Origin of the sequence: Pseudomonas oryzihabitans (assembly GCF_014522265.1) — a bacterium.
Lineage (GTDB): Bacteria > Pseudomonadota > Gammaproteobacteria > Pseudomonadales > Pseudomonadaceae > Chryseomonas > Chryseomonas aestiva.
In genome coordinates, this window is sequence record NZ_CP017024.1 from 4759216 (window position 1) to 4784866 (window position 25651).

The following is a 25651-nucleotide window of genomic DNA, read 5'->3' on the forward strand; positions in this document are numbered from 1 at the left end:
GGCTAGACCCGCAGATCCACCTGGGCGCCCACCTGCTCCGGCTCTTCCAGGGCCTGGGCACGCTCGGCGCCGAAGCCCTGGCGCAGGGCTTCGCGCTGCCGGCGACGACGACGCGCCTCGCGGTCCAGGGTGGCTTCGTCCTCCAGGGGTGCGTGGGCGGTCTCGGCCGCCGGCTGCACGGGCGCTATGGGGGCGCTGGCGGGCCGCACCGGGGCGGGATCCAGCTGATTTGGCGGGGTCACGCCGGGCGGCGGAATGGCAGGGATCATGACGGGGACCTCGAATTCGCGGACTGCGGCAAAGAGCGCGTTAGGCTTCTGACTCCGCTTTCGCTAAAATAGCCGGCTTTTTGATAGCTGGGGAGAAGCTTCCACATGGCGTCGCATCAACCGGGACAACGCTGGATCAGTGACAGTGAGGCCGAACTGGGCCTGGGAACCATCCTGGCCCTGGACGGCCGCCTGCTCACGGTGCTCTATCCAGCCACCGGTGAGACGCGCCAGTATGCCCAGCGCAACGCCCCGCTGACCCGGGTGCGCTTCGCCCCGGGCGACGAGGTGACTCACTTCGAGGGCTGGAAGCTCACCGTGCGCGAGGTCTCCGAAGCGGACGGCCTGCTGACCTACCACGGCTTTACCGCCGAGCGCGAGGCACGCAGCGTGCCCGAGGCCCAGCTGTCGAACTTCATCCAGTTCCGCCTGGCCAGCGACCGCCTGTTCGCCGGGCAGATCGATCCCCTGCCCTGGTTCGGCCTGCGCTATCACACCCACGAGCATCGCAACCGCCTGTTGCAGTCCAGCCTCTGGGGCCTCGGCGGCACCCGCGCCCAGCCGATCCCGCACCAGCTGCACATCGCCCGCAGCGTGGCCGACCGGGTCGCCCCGCGCGTCCTGCTGGCCGACGAGGTGGGCCTGGGCAAGACCATCGAAGCCGGCCTGGTGATCCATCGCCAGCTGCTCAGCGGTCGCGCCAGTCGGGTGCTGATCCTGGTTCCGGAAAATCTCCAGCACCAGTGGCTGGTGGAGATGCGCCGCCGTTTCAACCTGGAAGTGGCGCTGTTCGACGCCGAGCGCTTCATGGCCAGCGAAGACGGCAATCCCTTCGAAGACGCCCAGCTCGCCCTGGTCTCCCTGGACTGGCTGGTGCGCGACGAAAAGGCCCAGGACGCCGCCTTCGCCGCCGGCTGGGACCTGCTGGTGGTCGACGAAGCCCACCACCTGGTCTGGCACCCCGAGGGCGCCAGTCGCGAATACAGCCTGGTCGAGCAACTCGGCGAGGTCATCCCCGGCGTGCTGCTGCTCACCGCGACCCCCGAGCAACTGGGCCAGGACAGCCACTTCGCCCGTCTGCGCCTGCTCGATCCCAGCCGCTTCCATGACTTCGCCGCCTTCCAGCAGGAGTCCCAGCACTACCGCCCGGTGGCCGAAGCCGTGCAGGAACTGCTCGACGCCGGCGCCCTGAGTCCGGCCGCCCAGGACGCCATCGGCGGCTTCCTCGGTCAGGAAGGCGAGACCCTGCTGGCCGCCGCCGCAGCCGGCGACGCCGACGCCCGCGCGCGCCTGGTGCGCGAGCTGCTGGATCGCCACGGCACCGGCCGGGTGCTGTTCCGCAACACCCGCGCCGCGGTCAAGGGCTTCCCCGAGCGCGAGCTGCACGCCCACGCCCTGCCCTTCCCGGATGCCTACCTGGACGAGGGCGTCATGCCCGGCCAGTCGCTGCAGCCGGAGACCGAATTCGCCCCGGAAGACGACAACGATCGCTGGTGGCGTCACGACGGCCGCGTCGAATGGCTGATCGACACCCTCAAGGCGCTCAAGCCGCACAAGGTGCTGGTCATCTGCGCGCGCATGGAAACCGCCCTGGATCTGGAAGACGCCCTGCGCCTCAAGTCCGGCATCCCCGCCACGACCTTCCACGAAGGCATGAGCATCCTCGAACGCGACCGCGCCGCCGCCTACTTCGCCGACGAAGAATTCGGCGCCCAGGTGCTGATCTGCTCCGAGATCGGCAGTGAAGGCCGCAACTTCCAGTTCGCCCATCACCTGGTGCTGTTCGACCTGCCGGCCCACCCGGACCTGCTGGAGCAGCGCATCGGCCGTCTCGACCGGATCGGCCAGCGCCACACCATCCAGCTGCACGTGCCCTATCTGGAAGGCAGCCGCCAGGAACGCCAGTTCCAGTGGTACCACCAGGCGCTGAACGCCTTTCTGGCCACCTCGCCGACCGGCAGCGCCCTCCAGGCACGCTTCGCCAGCGAGCTCGACGAGCAGCTGGCCGGTGGCGACGAAGCCACCTGGCAGGCACTGCTGGAACAGGGCGCCCAGGCGCGCGCCGCGCTGGAGACGGAACTGCACAACGGTCGCGACCGCCTGCTGGAACTCAATTCCTCGGGCGCCGGCGCCGGCGAGCAACTGGTCGAGGACATCCTCGACCAGGACGACCAGTTCGCCCTGCCGATGTACATGGAAGAGCTGTTCAACGCCTTCGGCATCGACAGCGAGGACCACTCCGACAACGCCCTGATCCTCAAGCCCAGCGAGAAGATGCTCGACGCCGGCTTCCCCCTCGGCGACGACGAAGGCGTGACCATCACCTACGATCGCAACGTGGCCCTGGTCCGCGAAGACATGCAATTCCTGACCTGGGAGCACCCCATGGCCCAGGGTGGCATGGACCTGGTGATGTCCGGCTCCATGGGCAACACCGCCGTGGCGCTGATCAAGAACAAGGCGCTCAAACCGGGCACCGTGCTGCTGGAGCTGATCTACATCAGCGAGGCAGTGGCGCCGCGCGCCCTGCAACTGGGTCGCTACCTGCCGCCGCTGGCGATCCGCTGCCTGCTGGATGCCAACGGCAACGACCTGGCTGCCCGGGTGGCCTTCGAGACCCTCAACGATCAGCTGGAAAGCGTGCCGCGTACCAGCGCCAACAAGTTCGTCCAGGCCCAGCGTGACTCCCTGGCCAAGCTGATCGGTGGTGGCGAAGACAAGGCCCTGCCCGCCACGAGGAACGCGTCGCCAAGGCCCGCCAGGCCTATGTGTCGGGTATGGACGAAGAAATCGCCCGCCTGGAAGCCCTGCGCGCGGTCAATTCCAGCGTCCGCCAGGACGAGATCGATCGCCTGCGCCAGCAGCGCGAAGAAGGCCTGACCTACCTGGACAAGGCCTCGCTGCGCCTGGAAGCCATTCGGGTGCTGGTGGCGGGCTAGGCCGGTCGCACTGTTGGGCTTCGCTAGCGCTCAACCCAACCTACGAGACTCGCGCTTGGGCGTGACCTTGTAGGTTGGGTTGAGACGGCTCCATCGTCGAAGCCCAACGGACGGACGCGAACACGCCGCGCTGGCGCTCAACCCAACCTACGGAACTGCGGACGCCCGTAGCGTGGAAAACGGCGCAGCCTTTTCCACTGGACTCCGTCGCTGGGCGCGCCCTCACCCCAACCCTCTCCCGAGGGGAGAGGGGGCTGTTCGAGCGAGCGCTCCGCATCATCAGCCCCGGCAAGCTCGGGATCGCTCACCGCGCCCGGCCGTAGGTTGGGTTGAGGCTTTATCGTCGAAGCCCAACGGAAGGACGCGAACCCGCCGCGTTGGCGCTCAACCCAACCTACGGAACTGCGGACGCCCGTAGCGTGGAAAACGGCGCAGCCTTTTCCACTGGACTCCGTAGCTGGACATGCCCTCACCCCAACCCTCTTCCGAGGGAGAGGAGGCTGTTCGAGCGAGCGCTCCGCATCATCAGCCCCGGCAAGCTCGGGATCGCTCACCGCGCCCGGCCGTAGGTTGGGTTGAGACGGCTCCATCGTCGAAGCCCAACGGATGGACATGAACCCGCCGCGCTCGCGCTCAACCCAACCTACGGAACTACGGACGCCCGTAGCGTGGAAAACGGCGCAGCCTTTTCCACTGGACTCCGTAGCTGGACACGCCCTCACCCCAACCCTCTTCCGAGGGAGAGGAGGCTGTTCGAGCGAGCGCTCCGCATCATCAGCCCCGGCAAGCTCGGGATCGCTCACCGCGCCCGGCCGTAGGTTGGGTTGAGACGGCTCCATCGTCGAAGCCCAACGGATGGACATGAACCCGCCGCGCTCGCGCTCAACCCAACCTACGGAACTGCTGACTCCGTAGCGTGGAAAACGGCGCAGCCTTTTCCACTGGACTCCGTAGCTGGGCGCGCCCTCACCCCAACCCTCTCCCGAGGGGAGAGGGGGTTATCCGAGCGAGCGCTCCGCTTCATCAGCTCCGGCAAGCTCGGGATCGCTCAGCGCGCCCGGCCGTAGGTTGGGTTGAGACGGCTCCATCGTCGAAGCCCAACAAACGGAGTCGAACCCGTCGCCTTGGGCTTCGCTCGCGCTCAACCCAACCTGCGAAAATACCTCACGCCGCCAGCGTCGCGCCGCCGTCCACCACGATGTCCTGCATGGTGATATGGCTGGCCAGGTCCGATGCGAGGAACAGTACGGTATTGGCGATCTCGTCGGGCTGGGCGATCTTGCGCAGCGGGATGCCCAGCTTGAAGTCTTCCGGCAGGCCGTCCACCAGGCGCTGATAGCCCTCGGGCGAGCCGAGCATGCCGGCCAGCATGGGGGTCGCCGTGGAACCCGGCGAGACCACGTTGCAGCGCACGCCCGACCCGGCCAGTTCCAGGGCCACGCAGTGGCTCAGGGACACCAGCGCCGCCTTGGAGGTGCAGTAGCCGGCCATCTGCAGGCGCGGCACATGGGCGGCGTTGGAGGCGATGTTGACGATGGCGCCCTGGCCCTGGGCCTTGAACAGCGGCACCAGTTGGCGGAACAGGTAGAAGGGACCGGAGACGTTGACGTCCAAGAGCGCCTGCCAGTCATCCAGGCTCAGGCTGTCGCTGGTGCCCAGGCGCAGCACGCCGGCGCCGTTGACCAGCACGTCCAGACGGCGTTCTTCCGCCAGCAACGCCTGGCAGACTTCCTCCACCTGGGCCGCGTCGGCGACGTCCAGCAGTTGGGTACGAAAGGGATAGTCGCTCTCGGCGAATTGCCGGTCGAGGCCGATCACCTCGGCGCCCGCGGCTTGGAAACGCCGCGCCACCTGCAGGCCGATGCCCTGCCCTGCGCCGGTCACCCAGACGCGCTTGCCGGTGAAATCCAGTTGCGTCATCAGGACACTCCTCAGGCGCGCGCGCGCAGCAGATCCAGCCAGCCCTGCAGGGTCGGCTGGGCGGCCAGATCGGCGAAGGTCACGGGCAGGCCGCGCTTCTGCCACTCGCCCACCAGAGTCATGACCTGCACCGAATCCAGACCGAAATCGGTGAGGTTGTCGTCCAGCGCCGGCGCTTCGTCGTCAGCGTCCAGCAGCGGCTGGACCTGGGCACGCAGCCAGGCTTCGTCCAGGGTTACCGCGCCGCCGGTGACCTGGGCGGTGCTCAGGGTACTGCCGCAACGGGTCGCCACGTAGCGCAGGGCCATGCGGTGCTCTTCCTCGCTGAAGTCGGCCACGGCGTCGCCGATCAGGAAGGCCTGGATGTCCCGCATGAAGGCGTCGGTGCAGGTCGTCAGGCAACCGATATGGGCGTAGACGCCGCAGACGATCAGCTGGTCGCGCCGCCACTCGGTCATCAGGTCCTGCAGGTTGGAACGGTGGAAAGCGCTGTAACGCCACTTGGTCAGCACCACGTCACCGTCCTTGGGCGCCAGCGCGTCCACCACCTGCTGCAGCGCGGGATCGGCCTGGGTCAGGCCCGGACCCCACATGTCGTTGAGCAGGGCGCGATCGGCTGGCGGCTGGTCGGTGGGCTGAGCGGTGTAGACCACCGGCACGCCCCGGGCATCGGCCCAGGCGCGCAGCGCGGCGATGTTGGTCACCACCTGGTCGATCAGCGGGCTGCTGTCGCCATAGAACTCGACGAAATAGCGCTGCATGTCGTGGATCAGCAGCACGGCGCGGTCGGCCGCCGGTGTCCAGTCGACCTTGTTGGCGGGAAAGCCGTCGGGCTGAGGCAAGGGATAGGAAGCAAGACGGGGGATAGCCATGGGAAACCTTAGGAACGCTCGGTGGAAGGGGTCTGCAGCTGCTCGCGCAGGCGCCGCTTGTCGATCTTGCCGACGGCGGTGAGCGGCAACTGGTCAAGGAACTGGAAACGGTCGGGCAGCTTGTATTCGGCCACGCCCTGCTCGCGCAGGTAGCGACGCAGCGCCACCGGCTTGAGTGCCGGATCGCTCACCACCAGGCAGGCGCAGCTCTTCTCGCCCATCAACTCGTCGGCGATGGCGACCAGGGCCGCGTGGGTAATGCCGGGATGGCGCAGCAGCAGCCCCTCGATCTCGGCGGCGGCGATCTTCTCGCCGCCGCGGTTGATCTGGTCCTTCACCCGGCCGACCACCTTGAGATAGCCGGCGGCATCGCGCTGGACCACGTCGCCGGAAAAGTAGAAACCCTCGGCATCGAACACCTGGGCATTGTGCTCGGGGCTGCGGTAGTAACCGCGGAAGGTGTAGGGACCGCGGGTGGACAGCAGGCCCGGCTCGCCGTCGGGCACCGGATTGCCGTCCTCGTCGGTGATGCGCACCTCGTCGTCCGGACTCATGGGACGGCCCTGGGTGGTGAAGATGCGCTCGGGCTCGTCGTCCAGGCGGGTGTAGTTGACCAGGCCCTCGGCCATGCCGAACACCTGCTGCAGCTGGCAGCCCAGCTCCACGGGCACGCGGCGGGCCTGGGCCTCGGCGAAGCTGGCACCGCCCACCTGCACCACGCGGAGGCTGGCCAGCCGGGCGCGCTGCTCGGGGGCAGCCGCGGCCTGCAGCCAGAGCGCCACCGCCGGCGGTACCAGGGCCACCCAATCCACCTGATGGCGTTCGATCAGCGCGAAGCAGCGCAGCGGCTCGGGATCGCGGGCCATGACCACGCAGCCACCGGCGATGAAGACGCCCAGGGCGCCGGGCGAGCTGAGGGTGTAATTGTGGCCCGCCGGCAGGGCGCAGAGAAAGCGCGTGGCCGGGGTCAGGCGGCAGATCTCGACGCTGCGTCTGAGGCTGTAGTAGTAGTCGTTGTGGGTGCGCGGAATCAGCTTGGGCGTGCCGGTGCTGCCACCGGAGAGCTGGAAGAAGGCCACCTCGCCACCGGCGGTAGGGGTCAGCTGAAAGCCGTCCAGCGGGGTATCCAGACGCTGCTGCAGGCTGCGTGCGTCATCGGCGCCATCCAGCAGCACCTCGTCGAGGCCGGGCGCCACGTCGCGCAACTCGCCAAGGAAGTTGTCGTCGCGGAACAGGTTGTGCTCGCGGGAGGCGATCAGCAGCCGGGGCTGGATCTGCTGCGCATAGGCGAGCAGCTCCAGCTTCTGGTGGCTGAACAGGGCGTTGACCGGGGCGATGCCAGCCTTGAGCAGGGCGAAGAACACCACATAGAACTCGGCCACGTTGGGCAGCTGCACCAGGGCCGTGTCGTGGCGGCGCAGCCCGGCGGCCTGCAGGTGGGCGGCCAGGCGGCTGGAGCGCTCGTCCAGCTCGGCGTAGCTCAATTGCCGCTCGCCGCAGAGGATCGCCGGCGCGTCGGGCAGGGTCGCGCGGCTGCGCGCCAGGATTTCGGTCATCGGCAGATCGGGCCAGTAACCCAGGGCGCGATAGCGCGCCGCCAGGTCGTCCGGCCAGGGGGTGAATTCCAGACTCAAGTGGGGTTCTCCTCGTCGAGCAAACCACAGGCGGCACGCATGGTGCCCAGTTTGGCGGTGACCTCGGCCCACTCCGCCGCCGGATCCGAGGCTTCGACGATGCCGGCGCCGGCGAACAGCCGCAGCCAGTCGCCCTGTACGGTGCCGCAGCGGATGGTGACGACCCACTCGCCGTTGCCCTGGGCATCGCACCAGCCGACCATGCCGGTGAACAGGCCGCGGTCGAAGGGCTCGATGCGCTGGATCAGCTGGCGCGCCGCCACCGTGGGAAAGCCGCAGACCGCCGGGGTCGGGTGCAGGCGGCAGGCGAGTTGCAGCGCCGAGGTCCGGCTATCGGCCAGCTCGCCGTCGATGGCGGTGGACAGGTGCCACATGGCATTGGTGCTGAGCAGCGACGGCGCTTCGGGGACGTTCAGCCGGCTGCACAACGGCGCCAGTTGCTGGCGGATGTCCTCGATCACCAGGCGGTGCTCGTAGTGGTCCTTGCTGGAATCCAGCAGGTCGCGGGCCACCCGCTGGTCTTCCACCGGATCGGCCTGGCGCTTGGCGGAGCCCGCCAGGGGATTGGTGTATACCCGGGCGCCCTGCTTGCGCACCAGCAACTCGGGGCTGACCCCGACCAGCTCGCCGCCCTCGGCGAGGGGGATGCGGAATTGATAGCCGGTGGGATTCTGCCGCGCCAGATTGGCGAGGATGGCGTCCACGTCGGCGGGTTCGGCCAGTTGGATCTCCTGGATCCTCGACAGCACCGCCTTGCTCAGCTCGCCGCGGCGGAAGGCCTCGATGGCCTCCTCCACCGCCAGGCAGAAACCATCCGCACTGGGCAGGTTGCGCACCTCGCGCACCTGCGCCGGGGCGACTGGCGCGCTGCTGACCGGCGCCAGGCGAGCCACCCAGGCATGCTCCCGGGGCACATAAAGGCATGAGGGCCGGGTGGTATCGAAGGGAATGGCGCCCATGATCACCGGCTCGGCGATGCCGGCCTGGCGGGCACGGGCGAAGGCCTCTTCCACGGCGTGGAGGAACAGGCTGTCCCGGTGCGCACCGCCGCTGGCCGGTGTCTCGACCCGGGCACAGACGCCCCGCCCCTGCAGGACGCGATCACCCGACTGGAACAGGAATACGGCCTGTTCCCGACGATCGGCGTCTACTTCTCCGACCCTCTCGGCCCTCTTGCTCGTCATTTCGATGAACCTCTACACGAATGATAATGCTTATCAATAAACAGAAGCTAACTTACTGGATACCGGAAAGTCAATTCGTTAGGGACCGAACGATATTCCCGGCTATCCCGCAAATCCTTGAAATAAAAGACAAATACCCACCGGCCGGAAGGCGTCTGGCGATGAGCTCCTGCCCTTCCCCTGGCCGCATACCGGCGGCTTGACCGGAACGACTTGCTGCCAGGGAGCGCTTCTTTGAAAATGAGAGTGATTATCTTACAACCGGAAGGCGTTCATGTTCAGCTTGTCGTCAGTGTTTCGCATTCTCACCACCCTGGTCCTCGCGACCCTGGCGCTGGGCGGTACCGCTCGGGCGGCGGACTGGCCCCGGCAGATCAGCACCGACGGCAGCCAGGTCACCCTGCCCGCCAAGCCGCAACGCATCGTCTCCACCAGCGTCACCCTCACCGGCGCCCTGCTCGCCATCGGCGCGCCGGTGGTGGCCAGCGGTGCCACCTCGCCCAACAACAGATTCGCCGATGACCAGGGCTTCCTGCGGCAGTGGGGCGCGGTCGCCAGGCAGCGTGACGTGAAACGGCTGTACATTGGCGAAGCCAATGCCGAAGCCGTGGCCGCCGAGGCACCGGACCTGATCCTGGTCAGCGCCGCCGGCAACGACTCGGCGCTGCGCCTGGTCGAGCAACTCAAGGCCATCGCCCCGGTGCTGGTGGTGGGTTACGACAATCGCAGCTGGCAACAGGTGGTGGAATTGCTCGGTCAGGCCACCGGCCGCGAGGACGCCGCCAGCCAGGTGGTCGCCGATTTCGACCGGCGTGTCGCCGAGCTCAAGGTGCGCCTGCAGCTGCCGCCGCAACCGGTATCGGCCTTCGTCTACAACCCGGCGACGCGCCAGGCCAATCTCTGGACCGCCGCCTCTTCCCAGGGCCAGTTGCTGGAAAGCCTGGGCTTCCAACTGGCGGCGCTGCCGGCGGGACTGGAGACCGGCCATAGCCAGGGGCAGCGCCACGACATCCTTCAGCTCGCCGGCGAAAACGTCGCCACCGGTCTCACGGGCCAGACCTTCCTACTATTCGCCGCGGACGCCAAGGAAGCCGAGGCGGTACGCGGCAATCCGCTGCTGGCGCACCTGCCGGCGGTCAAGGACAACCGTGTCGAAGCCCTGGGCGCCGAGACCTTCCGTCTCGACCCCTATAGCGCCAACCTGCTGCTGGATCGCCTGGAACAGCGCTACGCCAAGCCTTGAATAGAGCAGTCGTGGCCAGGGCGGTCCGCCGATGCGGCCGCTCCTACAAGACATCGGTGTTTTGGTGATCGCGGCCATGGGCCGCTCCTAGAGGTACCATCTAGCCTGTAGGAGCGGCCCATGGCCGCGATCTGTCTTGTCCATCGCTGATCGCCATGAGCCCCCAGTGGAAAACGCTGCGCGGTTTTCCACGCTACGCCAGGCGCACCGAAGCGGATCAGGTGCCGAGGCTTTCAGCCCTACGCAGACCTCGGGCCAGCGTCCAGCAGAGGGCGGCCACCCCAGTGGCGACCAGGCCGAAGACGAACGCCGCCTGCGCCGGCAGCATCAGGCTGGCCAGGCCGCCGAACAGCGCCGCGCCAATGGCCTCGCCGCCGATGTTCTGCGCCGTCCATAGCGCATTGATACGCCCCAGCAGACGATCCGGCGTCAGGCGCTGGATCAGCGCGTACTGCACCAGGGCATTGAGCGCACCCAGGTAGCCGAACAGCACCAGGCACAGTGCGGACAGCCAGAAACCGGGCAGCAGCGCGAACACCGCCACCGCCAGAAAGGTCGCCACCGCGGTCATCAGCAGGGTACGCCCCGGGCGTGGCGCCTGGTTCAGTCGGCCACTGGTGAGGGCGCCGATGGCCGCACCCAGGGGCGCGGCGGCATAGAGCCAGCCCAGGTGTGCGGTATCCAGCCCCCAACTCTCGCCCAGCGACGGATAGAGCACCCGCACCGCATTGGCCATGGTCACCAGGGCGCCGACCAAGGCAACCGCGCCCAGCAGGCGATTCTCGAACAGGAAGGCGATGCCGCCGCCCAGGGCCTCCCAGGGCGTCTCGCGCGGCTGCTCTGGCGGCGGCAACGGCGGCAGGCGCAACAGCACCAGCAGGGTGATCAGGGTGCCGCAGGCGGTCAGGCCATAGTTCCAGGCCACGCCGCTCTGGGCGATCAGCAGGGTGCCCAGCGGCGGCGCGACGATGGCCGCCACCCGCACGCTGAGCATGTTCAGGGCACCGGCCTGCACCATGGATTCGCGACCGACGAGGATCGGCGTGACGGCCAGCAGCGCGGTGACACCGAGAGCGCCAAAGAAGCCGTCCCACAGCGCCAGCAGGTAGATGGCGGTCAGCGACGGCTCGGGCAGGCTGGCGTTGACCGCCAGGCCGATGAAGCCCAGGCCGCAGATGGAGCGTGCCGCCAGGATCAGGCGGCGCCGCTCCAGGCGGTCGGCCAGTACCCCGCCGGTGAGCAGGCCGACGAACATGCCGATGCCGGCCATGCTCAGCGCCAGGCCCACCTTGAGCGGCGAATCGGTCAGCGCCTGGACCTGGATGGGGATCGCCACGGCCAGCAGGCCGAGGGACAGCACGGACACCAGGCGGGCGATGAACAGGGTGCGAAAGGCAGCGTGGGACCTGAGCAGGCCGAAGTCGAGCAGGAAGGACGTCTTGGACATGAATCACCGGAAAAACACAGGGGACGCTATCGAGCCGCCGGGGCAAGGCTGTTAGCATGTAATACAGACTATCATGTGTTAATACGCCTTGTTCTCATCCACTCCCCTTCCCGTCGGTCGCCGCGGATGACCGGGCGCCGCCTCTTCATCCTCGGCTGCGCCGCGTTCCTGCTGTTGCTGGCGATGGCTGCCAGCCTGGCGCTCGGCGCCACCGCCATCCCGCTGGCCGACGCCTGGCAGGCACTGGGCCAGGGCTGCAGCGCGCCGACCTGCCTGATCGTGCGCGAGGCGCGGCTGCCGCGGACCCTCGCCGGTCTGCTCGCCGGCGCGGCGCTGGGCGTGGCCGGCACCCTGATGCAGGCGCTGACGCGCAATCCCCTGGCCGACCCGGGCATCCTCGGCGTCAACGCCGGTGCCAGTTTCGCCGTGGTGCTGGGCATCGCCCTGTTCGGTGCCAGCGGTCCCGAGCAGTACCTGGGCTTCGCCTTCGGTGGCGCCCTGCTGGCCAGCCTGGTGGTACTGCTGGCCGGTATCGCCGGTGGCGGTGGCTTCAACCCGATGCGCCTGGTACTGGTCGGGGTGGCCCTGGGCGCCATGCTCGAAGGTGTCAGCTCGGGCATCGCCCTGCTCGATCCCCAGGTCTACGATCAGCTGAGATTCTGGCAATTCGGCTCCCTGGACGTGCGGCAGCTCGACCTGCTGCGCAGCGCCAGCCTGCCGGTGCTGGGCGGCGTGGTCATCGCCCTGCTGCTGGCTCCGGCGCTCAATGCCCTGAGCCTGGGCAGCGATCTGGCCGTGGCCCTCGGCACCCGGGTCCGCCAGACCCAGTTGCTTGGCCTGCTGGCCATCACCCTGCTCTGCGGGGCCGCCGCAGCGGCGGTCGGACCCATCGCCTTCGTCGGCCTGATGGTGCCGCACCTGGGTCGCTGGGCCATCGGCGAAGACCATCGCTGGCTGCTGCCCTTCGTCCTGCTGTTCACTCCCAGTCTGCTGCTGACGGCCGATATCGTCGGCCGCCTGCTGGTCACCAACGAGCTGCGGGTCTCGGTGGTGACCGCTTTCCTCGGCGCGCCGCTGCTGATCTGGCTGGCGCGCCGTCAGCGCCAGGGAGGCCGGGCATGAACCGCCCCGGTCGCCTGCGCCTGCCCGGCGTGCTGTTCGCCCTGCTCGGCGGCGCGCTGTTGCTGGCGCTGTTCGCCCTGGGCAGCGGCAGCCTGGCCCTGAGCCCTTCCCAGGTGCTGGCCGCGCTGCTCGGCGAGGCGCCGCGTGGCATCGAACTGGTGGTCACCCAGTGGCGCCTGCCGCGGGTGGCCCTGGCGCTGCTGATCGGCGCCGCCCTGGGTCTCAGCGGCGCGCTGTTCCAGTCGCTGCTGCGCAATCCCCTCGGCAGCCCGGACATCATGGGCTTCAACACCGGCGCCTACAGCGGGGTGCTGGTCGCCCTGGTGCTGTTCCAGGCCAGCATCCTCTGGAGCACCACCGCCGCCCTGATCGGCGGCCTGCTCAGCGCGGCGCTGGTCTATGCCCTCACCTGGCGGGGCAGCGGCGTGGATACCCTGAGACTCATCATCGTCGGCATCGGCGTGCGCGCCCTGCTGATGGCGCTCAACACCTGGCTGATCGTCCACGCCTCCCTGGAGGCCGCCTTCAGCGCCGGCCTGTGGAGCGCCGGTTCGCTCAACGGCCTGACCTGGGCCAAGGCCTGGCCGGCGGTGGTCTTCATCCTGCTGGCGGGCGCGGCCAGCCTGGCGCTGAGTCGCCGGCTGTTCCTGCTGGAAATGGGCGACGACACCGCCTGCGCCCTGGGCGTGCCGGTGGAACGCACGCGGTTGTCGCTGCTGGGCCTGGGGGTGGTGCTCACCGCCGCCGGCACTGCGGTGGCCGGGCCGATCTCCTTCATCGCCCTGGCCGCGCCACAGATCGCCCGCCGCCTGACCGGCACCCAGCGCCTGGCGCTGCCCGCCGCCGCCCTCACCGGCGCGGTGCTGCTGCTGGGCGCGGATCTGCTCGCCCAGCGCCTGTTCCTGCCCTATGTCCTGCCGGTCGGCCTGGTCACGGTGAGCCTGGGTGGGCTCTACCTGATCGGCCTGCTCATCTGGGAGTCCCGCCGCTCATGAACGACGCCCCCGCTTCGCGCCTGCACGCCGAGCGCCTGACCCTGGGCTACGGCCGCAAGCTGATCGCCGAGGACCTCTCGCTGACCATCCCCGATGGCGAGCTGACGGTCATCATCGGCCCCAACGGCTGCGGCAAGTCGACCCTGCTGCGCACCCTCAGCCGGCTGCTGGCGCCCAGCCAGGGCCAGGTCTGGCTGGACGGCCAGGCGATCCAGAGCTATCGCACCAAGGAGGTGGCCCGCCGCCTGGGCCTGCTGCCGCAGAGCTCCCAGGCCCCGGGTGACATCTCGGTGCGCGACCTGGTGGCTCGCGGGCGCTATCCGCACCAGACGCTGTTCGGTGGCGTGCGCGCCGACGATGAACGCGCGGTAACCCACGCCATGCAAGCCACCGGTGTCTTCGAGCTGGCCGACCGGGCGGTGGATACCCTCTCCGGTGGCCAGCGCCAGCGGGTATGGATCGCCATGGCGCTGGCCCAGGAAACCCCGCTGCTGCTGCTCGACGAGCCCACCACCTGGCTCGACATCACTCATCAGATCGACCTGCTGGAATTGCTGGAAGACCTCAATCGCCAGCAGGGCCACACCCTGGTGATGGTGCTGCACGACCTCAACCACGCCTGTCGCTACGCCACCCACCTGGTGGCCATGCGCGACGGCAAGGTACTGGCCACCGGCCGCCCACGCGAGGTGGTCACCCCGGCGCTGATCAAGGCGGTCTACGACCTGGACTGCCTGATCATCGACGACCCGGTGGCCGGGACCCCCATGGTGGTGCCCCTGGCGCGGCGCTCGGCTGGCTAGAGTCCTTTCAACGCCCGATTCAGCACCGGGCCGATCTGCGCCAGCTGGGCCGGGGCGATGATGTCGACGTGGGCGCAGTCCACCTCGTGGGCCTGCAGGCGGGTGACCCAGGGCGCCCAGGTGGCCTTGACGTCCATTCCCGCCGGCAGGGTGCGGCGGGCGACGAACATCAGCGCCTCGCCGTCGAAACGCGCGCTGCGCGCCGTGGCCAGCAGCCGCACCGAATCGGCGTAGTTGCCCTCGATGGTGGCGAACAGCTCCGCCCCCTCCCCCAGCGCCGGATCGGCCAGGCCCTGCTGGGCGGCGAGGAACGCCTCGCGCTCGCGATTGACCTCGGCCAGCACTTCCGGGTCCAGCTCGCGCTGGCCTTCGCGCTCCTGCCAGTTCTGGGTTTCCGGCGGATAGGTGTCGAGCAGGCCGAGGAAGGCGACCTCTTCCCCTGCCGCCTGCAACCGCGCCGCCAGGCCCTGGGCCAGGGTGCCGCCCAGGGAATAGCCGAGCAGATGATAGGGGCCGTGCGGCTGTACCTCGCGCAGGGTGCGCAGATGGCGCTGGAGGACGGCTTCCAGATCGGCGCCCTGGGCCAGGGGACCGTCCGGACGCGGCGACTGGATACCGAGCAGCGACCAGCGCGGATCCAGGTGGCGCTGCAGCACGCTGAATTGCCAGGCGAAGCCCGAGGCCGGATGGAAGCAGAACAGCGTCGGGCCGTCGCCCGGGCGCAGCGGCAGCAGGGTCTCGAAGCCGGCCCGCGCCGCGCTGGCCGCGTCCTGCTCCAGCTGCCGCGCCAGGCGGGCAACACTGGAGGCCACCATGATCTGGCCGATGGATACCGACCGCCCCAGGCGCCGGCGCAGGTTGGCTGCCAGAGTCATGGCCAGCAGCGAATGGCCACCCAGGGCAAAGAAATCATCGTCCGCGCCGACAATGGCGCAGCCGAGCACCTCGGAAAAGGCCGCCGCCAGGTCGCTTTCCAACCCCGGCGCCAGGGGACGGCTCGCGGTCCTGGCCGCGCCCTGGGGCGCCGGCAGGGCCTTGCGATCCAGCTTGCCGGTGGCACCCAGGGGCAAGGCCTCCAGCTCGACCAGCGCCACCGGCACCAGATGCGGCGGCAGGCTTTCGCCCAGCCGCGCCCGCAGGCGCTCCAGGTCCAGCGCGGCACCCGGCTGGGCGATCAGATAACCCACCAGCTGGCGGGCATCGCCGCCGGTGGTAACGGCCGCCTCGCCCAGCACCCGGGCATGGGTGACCGCCTGGGCCACGCCGGGCAGCGCCAGCAGGGCATGATCGATTTCCGCCAGTTCGATGCGCTGACCCCGGATCTTCACCTGGTCGTCGCTGCGGCCCAGGTATTCGACGACGCCCTCCGGCAGCCAGCGCGCCACGTCACCGGTGCGATACAGCCGCTCGCCCTGCCCGTCCGGCGCCGCGATGAAGCGCGCGGCGGTCAGCTCGGGACGGCCCAGATAGCCATCGGCCAGCTGCACCCCGCTCAGATAGAGTTCTCCCGCCACACCCGGCGGGACCGGTCGCAAGCGTTCGTCGAGGACGTGCAGCCCGGTGTTCCACACCGGCTTGCCGATGGGCACGCTGCTGCCGGTGACGGCCGCCAGGGCGGCGCCGTGGGCCGGATGATAGGAGACGTCCACCGCGGCTTCGGTGGGGCCATAGAGGTTGTGCAGGGGCGCGCCGACGCGGCGCTCCCAGGTACGAGCCAGCTCGGTGGGCAGCGCCTCACCGCTGCAGAACACCTGGCGCAGGCTGGCGCAGCGGGCTACCGCGGCCGGCTCGTCCAGACTGGCGACGAAGGCCGCCAGCATCGAGGGCACGAAGTGCACCGTGGTCACCCGTTCGCGGGCGAACAGCTCCTGCAGCGCCAGGGGATCGCGATGGGCCTCGGGCGGCGCCAGGTACAGCCGGGCGCCCACCAGCAGCGGCCAGAAGAATTCCCAGACCGAGACGTCGAAGCTGCTCGGCGTCTTCTGCAAGACCGTGTCGCCGGCGCCAATGGGATAGCTGTCCTGCATCCACAGCAGGCGATTGACGATGGCGGCATGGTTGACCACCACGCCCTTGGGGCGGCCGGTAGAGCCGGAGGTATAGAGCAGATAGGCCGGATCGCCTGGACGCGGTCCGGCGAACACCGGCTCGTGGTCCAGCTCCTCCAGCGGCGCATCGAGAATCAGCACCTGATCCTCGCCCAGCGCCGGGAAGCGCTCGCGCTGGCTGGCATCGGTTACCAGCACCCGGGATCGCGCGTCGTCGAGCATCAGCTGCAGGCGCTCGTCGGGATAGCCGCTGTCCAGCGGCAGGTAGGCGGCGCCCAGTTCGAGCGTCGCCAGCAGCGCCAGGGACAGGAACACCGAACGCGGCAGGGCCACCGCGACGATGTCGCCCCGCCCTACCCCGGCATGGCTCAGCCGCTGGGCCAGCGCCAGCACCTGCTGGCGCGTCTCCCGATAGCTGAAGGCAAGCTGCAGATCGGCCAGTGCCGGCGCAGCAGGGCTGCGCGCTGCCTGGTCGGCGAGCAGGGTCGCCAGGGTAGCCTCGGGCAGCGATTGTCTGGTGGCGTTGATCGCGGCCAGCCAATTCCGGTCCGCTGGCGCCAGCAGGTCCGCTGCGCCCAGGGCCAGACCGGGCTGCTCGGCGAATTGCCCGGCCAGCAGGCCGAACCGCTCCACGTGCCCCTGCAACAGATCGGCGGCGTAGCGCTCGGCGTTGCCCAGCAGCTTGATGTCCAGGGCGCCGCTGGCCTCCAGGTAGAGGGCGATCTCCAGGTCGCGCACCGGCCCCGAGGCCAGTTCGTGGGTGATGCCCGGCACCCCGGCGAAATCCAGGGCGAAATCGAACAGCTTGAGATTGATGACCGGTCCGGTCAGCGGCTCGGCATCGCCCGGACGGCCAAGATCGCGGGCGATCTGCTCGGCGTCGTAGCGCTGGTGACGGCGCACCTTCTTCAGCTCGGCGGCCAGCGCGGCGGCGAGTTGCGGCAGCGTCTGGGTCGAGTTAGTGCGCACGCCCAAGGGCAGGACGTTGAGCGTCGCGCCTCCGGATTTGAGCGCTACCGAACCCATGCGTCTCATGAAGATGAAGCCGGCGCTGAAGGCCGGCTGGCCACTGAGGCGCGCGAACCAGGTGGCGGCCAGGGCCACGGCCAGATCGGCTGGCGTCACCCCTTGAGCCCTGCCCTGCTCGGCGAGCCTGGTGAAGACCGCGGCGGGCACCCGCGCGCGGGCTTCCACCACCCGCGGCGTGGGTACCTGTCCCGACAGGCCGCCCGGTGCCAGGGACGCCGCCGGCGGCAAGGCCGCGCCACGCTCGCGCCAGAAGGCTTCGTCGCGCTCGCGGACGGCCGACTGCTTATAGTCCTGATATTCGCGCACCACCTCGGCAAAGGACACGAAAGGCGAAGGCTCACTCGTCTCGCCGCGCATCGCGGCGCTGTACAGGGCCGCTACCCGCTTGGCCAGGGCGGCGAAGCCATAGCCATCGATCAGCAAATGGTGATAGCGCTGGTACCAGAACAGATGATCGTCGCCCAGCTGGTAGATCCGGTTGAGCCACAGCGGACCGCCACTGGTGGCCCGCAGGTCGCCGTCGAGATCGGTGCGGATGGCCGCGCGCGCTACGCCTTTCGGATCGGCTGCCCGACGCAGGTCCAGCCACTCGGGCGCAGGGATGGCCATGTCGCTGTCGATCCACTGCACCAGCTCGCCCTCGCGCTCGGCGAACCTCAGCCGCAGACTGTCCATTTCCGCCAGGCCCTGGACGATGGCCGCCATCAGCGCCTGGGCGTCGATCGGCCCGCGCAGCTCGACCAGGTGGGCCACGGCGAAGGCGTTGGCATGGGGCGACAGCTGATCGGCCAGCCAGATGCCGGGCTGGGCAGCGACCAGCGGCAGCTCGGGTAAGCGTGAACGGGGCATGGAAGACACAGGAACTCCAGTCAGGAAGGCAGGGAGGCGACCGGGCGGATATCGCGCCAGTGGCTGGCGAGCCAGTCGTCGCAGGCCAGGCGCGGCGCCGGCCCGAACACCGGTTCCCAACCGGTGGGCACGGCCATGGCCTCTGGCCAGAGGCTGCATTGGCCGCGGGCATTGCGCAGGATCAACAGCACCTGAGCGGGATCGTCGAAGGGATTGGCGGCGTCCATCGGAGCTCCTGGAAAAGGGGGATTAGCGAGGGGCGTCGGCGAGCAGGGGTTGCCAGAGGCGGACCAGACCGTCGAGCAGCCCGCCGCGCCACCAGAGGGCATCATGGCCCCCATCGATCTCGCGATAGTCGAGGTCGTGACCCTGCTCGCGCAGGCGTGGGACCAGGGCGCGGGAGGCTTCGAGGATGGCCGGCTCGCGCAACCCGGCCTCGATGAACAGCCGCAAGGGATGCGTGCTCCCCTGCCCGCTCGCCAGTGCCTCGAACAGCCGTCCCGGCGCACCGCGCTGCGGCCACCAGAAGGAACCGGACTGGCTCAGGGCGCAGCCGAAGCGCTCCGGCCAGTGCAGCGCGGCATAGAGCGCCGCCAGACCGCCGAAGCTCTGCCCGGCGACGACCGTCGAGGACGGTGACTGCGCATGAGGCGCCCAGTCGCGCACCTGCGGCAGCAGCTCTTCCTGCACCGCCAGCCAGAATTCGGTATTGCAGGGCAACTCGCTGCCACGCAGGGCGCGGTCGCTGTTGTCGATCAGCAGATAGACCGCCTCCGGCAGTTGCCCGGCAGCGGTAAGCTGTTGCAGCGGCGCGCCGATGGGCATCGTCTGCGCCCAGAACTGCCCATCCAGCAGGATGGCCAGCGGCCGCTCCAAAGGGGTGGTATTACCGGTGGCAAAGAGCCATACCGGGCGGCTGTTTCCGAGCCGAGCACTCGTCCATTGGTACTGCTGCAGACTCGGCCAGGCCGCTGGCGCCAGGCTGCGGTCGGCATCAAAGGCCGCCCAGGCCGGCTGCGCAGGCGCCTCCGGCAGATGCACGCCCGACACCGCCAGCCCGCGCCCACCCTGCCAGGCACGCCGGGGGTTGAGCGGGTCGGCCTGGGCCAGGGGAAAGACGCTGCGCCACCAGAGGCGGATGCCCTGGAGATCGGACTGGGCCTCGCCTTCGAAGGGCGCCGGCTCCGCGCTGGGGATCAGGCAATAGCTGCCGCGCCAGCCGCCCTCCAGCTCGGTCTCCCAGGCCCAGACATCGCTGCCTGGCAGGCGCCGCAGACTCTGCGGCAAGCCCGGTTGATGATGGTCGGTGACCCCGGTGATGTTGAGCCAGACCCGCCGGGTACGGGAGCGCTCGGCCAACCCCTCGGGATCGCGCCAGACAAAGGTCAGGCGATAGCGCCCGGCCACAATGGGTTCGATCAGCGGCGTGCCGCGACAGGCCACGGCCTGCCACCAGGGCTCGCTGCCGACATCGTCCCGCTGGAAGAGTGAATCTTTCATCGCATCTCGGTACATCGTGGAAGAGATCGTCACGGCATGCAGCGCCTTGGCCGACCTGAGTCCGACTCAGGTCGGCCTGAACCTCAGAAGTCGTAACGCGCCCCGACCATCACGCTGCGCGAGGGGCCCTGGAAGTTGAAGGTGGAAACCGAACCTACGCGCGACCAGTATTCCTTGTCGAGGAGGTTGTTCACGTCCAGGGTCGCGGTGAGCTGCTTGGTGACCGGATAGGAGAACTTGGCATCCACCGTGGCATAGCCGGGGGCGGACACGGTGACCCCGGAGGTCTGGTTGGTCTGGGAGAAATCGCTCATGGCGGTCACCCCGCCACCGATGCTCAGCCCGGTCAGCGGACCACCCGCCAGGGTGTATTTGGTCCACAGCGAGGCCATGTGCTTGGGCATGGCTTCGAACAGGGTGTTGCCATCACCGCTGAGGTTCTGGGTATCCATGTAGGTGTAGCCGGCGAGCATTTCCCACTGCTCGGTGAGCTTGCCGCTGACCTCGATCTCGGCCCCCTTCACCCGCGTCTTGCCGGACGCTTCGGAATAGGTGGTGATCGCAAGACCATTGGCATCGAAAGGCGTGGACGCGCGATTCTCGTCGGTCAGCTGGAAGATCGACAGGCGCGCATTCATGTCGCCATTGAAGTAGCTGCCCTTGATGCCGACTTCGTACTGGTCGCCCTCGCGAGGATCGATGGCCTTGCCCTGGGCATCCAGCTCGCTCTGCGGCTTGTACACCTTGGAATAACTGGCATAGAGGGAATGGTAGTCGTCCAGGTCGTAGACGGTACCCAGATAGGGGGTGACGAAACCGCTGTGCTTCTGGCTCTCCCCCGCCTCGGCACCGCTGGCCAGGGTGGTGGTGTAGGCATCGCCCCTGTACCAGGAAACACGGGCGCCACCGATCAGCGCCAGGCGTTCGATGGGGCGGAAGGTGACCTTGGAATAGAGGCCGAATTCGCGATCCTCGCTGCTGAAGTCGGTCTGGTAGGCGCGCGCCGGCTTGGCGAAGCGGGTCGGCGAATAGCTGTTCACATTGACCGTACCCAGGACGCTGTTGCCGTTCTGGTAATCGGTGTCGTAGTGCTTGTAGTCGGTACCCACGACGAATTCGCTGACCTGACCCAGCGCCTCGAATGGCTGGCTGTAGCTGGCGTCGAGGGAATAGGCGTCCTGCTCGAAGTCCCGGGTGCTGGCACGAATGCTGGTATTGCCGTTGGCCTGCACCGCCCCGCCGGTGAAGGCATAGAGGTAATCCGCCTCCCGGTGCGACGCCCGCGCGGCGATGCGCCCATAGCCGCCGTTATCGAACCTGTGGGTCAGCTCGAAGATGCCGTCGGTGGTCTTGCCGTCGAAGTAGTTCCAGTCCGCTCCCAGGAAGCGCGACTGGCTGAAGTCCAGCAGATTGCCCTGGGCGTCGGTGGGATAGCCGTTGTGCGGGGTGAGGTTCTTGACCTGATGGATCAGGCCGAAGGAGATCTGGGTGGCGTCGGACAGGTCGATGTCCAGGTCGCCGTAGTAGCTCTGGTCGGTGTTGGCGTTGTAGTCCACCTCGCCATTGGTGTCGGCGCGAGAGGCGACGAAGCGACCGCGGACATTCTTGCTTTCGGTGAGCGGACCGGCCAGGTCGATCTCCTGGTAGTTGGTGTCCCAGGAGCCGTAGCGCCCGGTGATATGGCCCTGGAAGTCCTCGGTGCCGCGCTTGCGCACCATGTTGACGATGCCGCCCAGCTCGCTGGTGCTGTTGAACAGCCCCGAGGGCCCGCGCATGATCTCGACCCGGTCGAAGGGCGAAAGGATGGGCACGGTGCCGAAGATGCTGGTCATGGGCGCCGGCAGGCCGTCGATGTTGTATTCGTCGTACTCGTAACCACGCGAATAGATGGAGGAACGCCCGCTGTCGTTGGTCAGCACCCGCAGGCCGGCGGTGGACTTGGCCAGCTCGTCCAGGGTGTTGAAGTTGCGGTCCTTGATGTAGTCGCTGGTGTAAGAGGTGATCGACTGGGGAATGTCACGCAGGGCAGCCGGCGTCTTGGTGCCCACGGTCGCCGAATCCACGGTATAGCCGCCGGTCTGTTCCGAGGGCGCCATGTCGTAGAGGCGGTTGCCTTCGATGGTCAGGGTGTCCAGTTCCGTGGCGTTCTGCTCGGCCACCGTGGCGGCCAGGGCCGTCAGCGGAAAGGGAATCAGCGCGCCGATCAGGAGCAGCTGACGGAGAGCCCCGCGGCGAAGGCGGACGGGCTGGCAGAGGGTTCCTTGGGTGTTCATGGTGATCCTTGTGACCGTGGCGTTGCAGCCGACGCCGTGCACTTGAAGGCTGCTCTTCGCGGGATCCCGCGAGGGCCAGCACTTTAAATGATAAAAACTCTCATTATCAAATGTTACGGTAAGCAATAGCTGTTCGCATCGCGAATGCCAGGCAGCCGTGATCCACGTCCAGAGGTCAGGACGGCATCAGGAAGGAATGCAGGAAAGAGGCATCACCGGGCCGAAAAGGTCCGGTCACAGGATCGGGCTGATCCTGAACGGGCCGCGCAGTGCGAAGCCTGACGGTGGTTTAGAGGCCGGAGACCGCCGGGGTCTTGGCTGCCACCTGGCCGATCACCGGACTGGGCAGCCGGCAGACGATTTCGCCGATGGCGTTCATTCGCGCCAGGCCACCGTCACCCTTGCAGGCGTGATAGTCGGCGAGGTGTTCCGAGGGCGAGTTGCGCAGGCCCTGATCGACAGCGATCACCAGCGCGATGACGCCCAGGCCCAAGGCGACGATTTCGAGCGTGCTGCGGGCACGATACCAGTGGATCGGTCGCGAAAGGCTCATGGCGGCTCCGGAGGCTGGACGAATGATGGCGAAGTGGCCCCTACTCTAATCGTCCTGGCCCGGATGTAAACAGCCGTTGCTCGCCTCGACGATGGCTGTCGTCGGCACGCCGAGGCCCGTTCACCGCGCCGCCGATCAGAGCCTTGCCCTGGCCCTCGTCCTCCTGCTCTCCGGATGTTCCGCCAGCGAGAGCGTCACGCCCCGATTTCGCCGGACAGCAAAGAAGGCGCCAAGCCCTCTTGCGGCAGGCCTTGCCTCTCGCTTCGCCCCCTCGACGGCCGGTCCTGAACCGACCGCCGACCGGGGTCGAGACTCAGGGATTTTCCTTGCCGGGCGTCTTGATATAGCCGGGCACGGCGGAATCGGGAGGCGTGTTGCGCCCTTCGGTGGCCGCGGCTTCATTGGCCTGGGCCCGGTCTTCCTGCGCCTTGGCCTGCTCCTTGGAGGCGCGCTCGACCTTGCCTTCGGCCGCCTTCTCCTGGGCCTTCTGGCTATGGGTCTGAGCGTCCTGGGCGTGGTCTTCGGAGGTCTTGTCGCACGCCGTCAGGGTTGCGGCGGTAGCCAGTACGAGGGAGCACAGCAGAGCTTTGGACATCGGGTAATCCTGAGAAAAGAGACCTTTCAGGGACCTGGCGAAGCCCGGATTGGTTTCTGGCCGAGCACTTCAGGATCGCAACCTGAGGTGTCCGTCGCACGGTGGCGCTATTCGAGCCCCCGACCCGTGCCTGGCCGTCAGGGGATGCAGCTGCCCGTCCAGCACGCGAAACGGCACGCCAGGCTCTGGCACGAGCGCTGGCGGGTGTCGACGACAGCTGATCGCCCGGCGCAGGCCGCACGTCTGCAGACCCTGCGGAAAGGTCAGGCGATAAGACTAGGCTGCGGGGATGTTGGCCATGGACAGGCATCGAGACGCACGATGACACCTGCCGCCAATGGCCTCCTGCCTCTACACCGATAACAAAGCAGGGAACAACCATGACGCTTCTTCAACGGGTAGTCGGCGGCATCGCTCTTCTGGTGCTGCTGCTGCTGGGTATCGTCGCCGTAAGCTTCACCAGTACCCAGTCCATCCATGAGCGGCTGGCGGTCATCACCGAGCAATCCGCGCCGCTCGGCCAGGCCGTCGGCGAAATCAACGTGCAGCTGCTGGGCGCCAACCAGACCCTGCTCAGCCTGCTGGCCGAGACCGATTCCGCGCCGATCGCCACGCACGAGCAGCAATTCCAGCAGCAGTTCGCCGACTACCTGCAGCTGCACCAGCGTTTGCCGGCGCTGTTGCGCGGCCACGACCCGCTGATCCAGGCGCTCGCTCAGGAGCAGAAGCTGGGCAACGCCTATGGCGACCAGGCAAAAATCCTCATCGACAGCTATCGCCAGCTGGTCGAGGTGCGCCGTGCCACCCGGACCCTGCAGGGCTATGCCACGCCGGAGGCCAATCGACTGTCCAGCTACCTGCAGGCCTACAGTGCGCAACAGAAGGCGGAAGGTGCCAGCGCGGCAGTTCGCGCCGCCCAGATGCTGCTGATCGAGACGGACAAGACCTATGCCGCCTTCGCCGCTCAGGCGGCCCGCCTGGATCTGCCAGGTCTGGCGGTGACGCTCAACCAGCAGCAGGATGTCATCACCGATCGGCTGCGCGCCCTGGCCGCCATCGACGAGCGCAGCGCGCGCATCGTGGGGGTGATGGTCACCCGTCTGCTGCACGAGATGACCGCGCCTGACGGCCTGCGCCAGGCCTATGAGCGACAGGCCGCGGCCGAGGCCCAGTTCGACGCCCAGCGCCAGCGCACCGGCACCGCCCTGCAGGCGACCCTGGATGCGCTGCGCACCCTCAGCGCCGGTGCCGTCGCCGTGGCGCAACAAGCCAAGGGCGATACCGATGCCAGCGTGGCCACTAGCCGCCAGGTCCTGGCCATCGTTGCCCTGCTGGCGATCTGCGCCGCCGTGATCATCGGCCTGTGGGTCGCCCGCGGTCTGCGGCGACCGCTGCAGGCGTTCCGCGACTCGCTGCGCCAGGTCACGGCCGGCGATCTGCGGGTCCAGTTCGATGTGCGCCGCAAGGACGAATTCAGCGAACTGGGCGGCTATCTCAACGAGTTGATCCGTTCGCTGCAGACCACGGTGCAGACCCTCACCCAGTCGGCCGACGACCTCCGGCATACCGCCCTGGCCAATGCCGACATCAGTGCCAGTACCACCCGCGCCGTGGAGGAGCAGACCGAGCGGCTCGGCTCCGCCGCCTCGGCGATGACCCAGATGGAAAGCACCGTGGCCGAGGTGGCCCAGCGCGCCATCGACACCAAGGATGCGGTCGACCACACCTTCGAACTGAGCACGGCGACCGGCACCACCGTCGCCGAGACCATCGACAGCATCCAGCGCCAGGCACGGCAGATCCAGGTCGCCGCCCAGGCCACCGATGAATTGCAGGGCTATGGCCAGAGCATCGACGGCATCGTCGACGCCATCCGCAATATCGCCGAGCAGACCAATCTGCTCGCCCTCAACGCCGCCATCGAAGCCGCTCGCGCCGGTGAGCAGGGGCGCGGCTTCGCCGTGGTCGCCGACGAGGTACGTTCCCTCGCCAGTCGAACCCAGGCCTCCACCAGCGAGATCCAGCAACAGATCGAACAGATGCAGCAGAAGATCCATTCGGTGGTGGAAATCATGGGGGTGAGCCGCGCCCAGTCCGGGGAGTGCGTGCAACTGGCCTCCTCCGCCCGGGAAGCCCTGCAGAGCATGAGCCAGGCGGTCGGCACCATCCGCGAGATGAATACCCAGATCGCCGCCGCCACCGAAGAGCAGAGCGCCACCGTGCAGGAAACCAGCCGCATGATGGTGCAGATCAACGACGCCGCGCTCAGGGCTGCAGAAGGTGCCGACAGCGCCGCGCAGAGCAGCGAGGACCTCTCGCGCATGGCCAGCCGGCAGCGCGAGCTGCTGCAACGTTTCAGTGTCTGACCGGGGACCG

17 protein-coding genes and 2 pseudogenes are annotated in these 25651 nt (G+C 68.3%); 7 read left to right on the forward strand and 12 right to left on the reverse strand.

Annotation, left to right across the window (positions count from 1 at the left end):
- Positions 1-2 precede the first annotated feature (2 nt).
- Positions 3-269, reverse strand: a complete 267-nt coding sequence (locus BGI51_RS21995) for a hypothetical protein (RefSeq protein ID WP_133861176.1) — start codon at positions 267-269, stop codon at positions 3-5.
- Positions 270-374: 105 nt separating this feature from the next.
- Here BGI51_RS21995 and rapA point away from each other — a divergent pair.
- A pseudogene (gene rapA / locus BGI51_RS22000) lies at positions 375-3208 on the forward strand (RNA polymerase-associated protein RapA).
- Between the two features lie 1164 nt (positions 3209-4372).
- Here the strand turns inward: rapA and dhbA are convergent.
- From dhbA to BGI51_RS22020, 4 genes are read right to left on the reverse strand one after another with little or no spacing between them, the layout of a single operon-like run.
- Entirely contained in the window at positions 4373-5128 is a 756-nt protein-coding gene (dhbA, locus tag BGI51_RS22005; protein WP_187979743.1) for a 2,3-dihydro-2,3-dihydroxybenzoate dehydrogenase, read from the reverse strand.
- A gap of 11 nt (positions 5129-5139) precedes the next feature.
- Positions 5140-6000 (reverse strand): isochorismatase family protein, encoded by an 861-nt coding sequence (locus BGI51_RS22010; RefSeq protein WP_187979744.1) that lies wholly within the window; start codon positions 5998-6000, stop codon positions 5140-5142.
- Between the two features lie 8 nt (positions 6001-6008).
- Positions 6009-7634 carry a (2,3-dihydroxybenzoyl)adenylate synthase gene (locus BGI51_RS22015; protein ID WP_187979745.1) on the reverse strand — a complete coding sequence of 542 codons (1626 nt, stop codon included), beginning with the start codon at positions 7632-7634 and terminating at the stop codon, positions 6009-6011.
- A complete protein-coding gene (locus BGI51_RS22020) occupies positions 7631-8818 on the reverse strand; it encodes an isochorismate synthase (protein WP_187979746.1) in 1188 nt (395 codons plus the stop codon). Before BGI51_RS22020 ends, BGI51_RS22015 begins: the two co-directional genes overlap by 4 nt.
- Positions 8819-9092: 274 nt before the next feature.
- Here BGI51_RS22020 and fepB point away from each other — a divergent pair, with 274 nt between their 5' ends.
- Positions 9093-10061 carry a Fe2+-enterobactin ABC transporter substrate-binding protein gene (fepB, locus tag BGI51_RS22025; protein WP_187979747.1) on the forward strand — a complete coding sequence of 323 codons (969 nt, stop codon included), beginning with the start codon at positions 9093-9095 and terminating at the stop codon, positions 10059-10061.
- Between the two features lie 217 nt (positions 10062-10278).
- Here fepB and entS read toward each other — a convergent pair whose 3' ends face one another.
- The gene (entS, locus tag BGI51_RS22030; protein ID WP_187979748.1) at positions 10279-11508 is read right to left on the reverse strand and encodes an enterobactin transporter EntS; all 1230 of its coding nucleotides are present in this window, start codon (positions 11506-11508) and stop codon (positions 10279-10281) included.
- A 126-nt stretch (positions 11509-11634) separates the two neighbouring features.
- On the opposite strand from entS, the gene fepD reads away from it, so the two are divergent.
- From fepD to BGI51_RS22045, 3 genes are read left to right on the forward strand one after another with little or no spacing between them, the layout of a single operon-like run.
- Positions 11635-12630, forward strand: coding sequence for a Fe(3+)-siderophore ABC transporter permease (fepD, locus tag BGI51_RS22035; protein WP_187979749.1), 996 nt, complete (start codon positions 11635-11637; stop codon positions 12628-12630).
- Positions 12627-13625: an iron-enterobactin ABC transporter permease gene (gene fepG, locus BGI51_RS22040; protein WP_187979750.1), complete on the forward strand. Its 999-nt coding sequence runs from the start codon at positions 12627-12629 to the stop codon at positions 13623-13625. The genes fepD and fepG overlap by 4 nt, the downstream gene beginning before the upstream one ends.
- A complete protein-coding gene (locus BGI51_RS22045) occupies positions 13622-14428 on the forward strand; it encodes an ATP-binding cassette domain-containing protein (protein ID WP_133861186.1) in 807 nt (268 codons plus the stop codon). Before fepG ends, BGI51_RS22045 begins: the two co-directional genes overlap by 4 nt.
- Here BGI51_RS22045 and BGI51_RS22050 read toward each other — a convergent pair.
- The 6 genes from BGI51_RS22050 to BGI51_RS22075 all read right to left on the reverse strand — a co-directional run bounded on the left by BGI51_RS22050 (position 14425) and on the right by BGI51_RS22075 (position 23275).
- Positions 14425-18354, reverse strand: coding sequence for an enterobactin synthase subunit F (locus BGI51_RS22050; protein WP_187979751.1), 3930 nt, complete (start codon positions 18352-18354; stop codon positions 14425-14427). The genes BGI51_RS22045 and BGI51_RS22050 overlap by 4 nt on opposite strands.
- Positions 18355-18374: 20 nt before the next feature.
- Positions 18375-18581: an MbtH family protein gene (locus BGI51_RS22055; protein WP_187979752.1), complete on the reverse strand. Its 207-nt coding sequence runs from the start codon at positions 18579-18581 to the stop codon at positions 18375-18377.
- Positions 18582-18603: 22 nt separating this feature from the next.
- The gene (fes, locus tag BGI51_RS22060; protein WP_187979753.1) at positions 18604-19854 is read right to left on the reverse strand and encodes an enterochelin esterase; all 1251 of its coding nucleotides are present in this window, start codon (positions 19852-19854) and stop codon (positions 18604-18606) included.
- Between the two features lie 83 nt (positions 19855-19937).
- Positions 19938-22127: a TonB-dependent siderophore receptor gene (locus tag BGI51_RS22065; protein ID WP_187979754.1), complete on the reverse strand. Its 2190-nt coding sequence runs from the start codon at positions 22125-22127 to the stop codon at positions 19938-19940.
- Positions 22128-22416: 289 nt separating this feature from the next.
- Positions 22417-22680, reverse strand: coding sequence for a hypothetical protein (locus BGI51_RS22070; RefSeq protein WP_133861191.1), 264 nt, complete (start codon positions 22678-22680; stop codon positions 22417-22419).
- A 313-nt stretch (positions 22681-22993) separates the two neighbouring features.
- Positions 22994-23275, reverse strand: coding sequence for a hypothetical protein (locus tag BGI51_RS22075; protein ID WP_133861192.1), 282 nt, complete (start codon positions 23273-23275; stop codon positions 22994-22996).
- Positions 23276-24387: 1112 nt separating this feature from the next.
- Here BGI51_RS22075 and BGI51_RS24235 point away from each other — a divergent pair.
- A pseudogene (locus BGI51_RS24235) lies at positions 24388-24783 on the forward strand (HAMP domain-containing protein); the annotation flags it as partial.
- Positions 24784-24885: 102 nt separating this feature from the next.
- Positions 24886-25641 carry a methyl-accepting chemotaxis protein gene (locus BGI51_RS24240; protein WP_405046477.1) on the forward strand — a complete coding sequence of 252 codons (756 nt, stop codon included), beginning with the start codon at positions 24886-24888 and terminating at the stop codon, positions 25639-25641.
- Positions 25642-25651 lie beyond the last annotated feature (10 nt).

Bases quoted from the DNA above. Each gene is read 5' to 3' on its own strand.
- fepG (WP_187979750.1), top strand. From the start codon at position 12,627: ATGAACCGCCCCGGTCGCCTGCGCCTGCCCGGCGTGCTGTTCGCCCTG.
- BGI51_RS22055 (WP_187979752.1), bottom strand. From the start codon at position 18,581: ATGGACGCCGCCAATCCCTTCGACGATCCCGCTCAGGTGCTGTTGATC.
- BGI51_RS22050 (WP_187979751.1), bottom strand. From the start codon at position 18,354: ATGCCCCGTTCACGCTTACCCGAGCTGCCGCTGGTCGCTGCCCAGCCC.
- fes (WP_187979753.1), bottom strand. From the start codon at position 19,854: ATGAAAGATTCACTCTTCCAGCGGGACGATGTCGGCAGCGAGCCCTGG.
- fepB (WP_187979747.1), top strand. From the start codon at position 9,093: ATGTTCAGCTTGTCGTCAGTGTTTCGCATTCTCACCACCCTGGTCCTC.
- BGI51_RS22020 (WP_187979746.1), bottom strand. From the start codon at position 8,818: ATGACGAGCAAGAGGGCCGAGAGGGTCGGAGAAGTAGACGCCGATCGT.
- BGI51_RS22045 (WP_133861186.1), top strand. From the start codon at position 13,622: ATGAACGACGCCCCCGCTTCGCGCCTGCACGCCGAGCGCCTGACCCTG.
- fepD (WP_187979749.1), top strand. From the start codon at position 11,635: ATGACCGGGCGCCGCCTCTTCATCCTCGGCTGCGCCGCGTTCCTGCTG.
- BGI51_RS21995 (WP_133861176.1), bottom strand. From the start codon at position 269: ATGATCCCTGCCATTCCGCCGCCCGGCGTGACCCCGCCAAATCAGCTG.
- BGI51_RS22075 (WP_133861192.1), bottom strand. From the start codon at position 23,275: ATGTCCAAAGCTCTGCTGTGCTCCCTCGTACTGGCTACCGCCGCAACC.
- entS (WP_187979748.1), bottom strand. From the start codon at position 11,508: ATGTCCAAGACGTCCTTCCTGCTCGACTTCGGCCTGCTCAGGTCCCAC.
- BGI51_RS22010 (WP_187979744.1), bottom strand. From the start codon at position 6,000: ATGGCTATCCCCCGTCTTGCTTCCTATCCCTTGCCTCAGCCCGACGGC.
- BGI51_RS22070 (WP_133861191.1), bottom strand. From the start codon at position 22,680: ATGAGCCTTTCGCGACCGATCCACTGGTATCGTGCCCGCAGCACGCTC.
- BGI51_RS22065 (WP_187979754.1), bottom strand. From the start codon at position 22,127: ATGAACACCCAAGGAACCCTCTGCCAGCCCGTCCGCCTTCGCCGCGGG.
- dhbA (WP_187979743.1), bottom strand. From the start codon at position 5,128: ATGACGCAACTGGATTTCACCGGCAAGCGCGTCTGGGTGACCGGCGCA.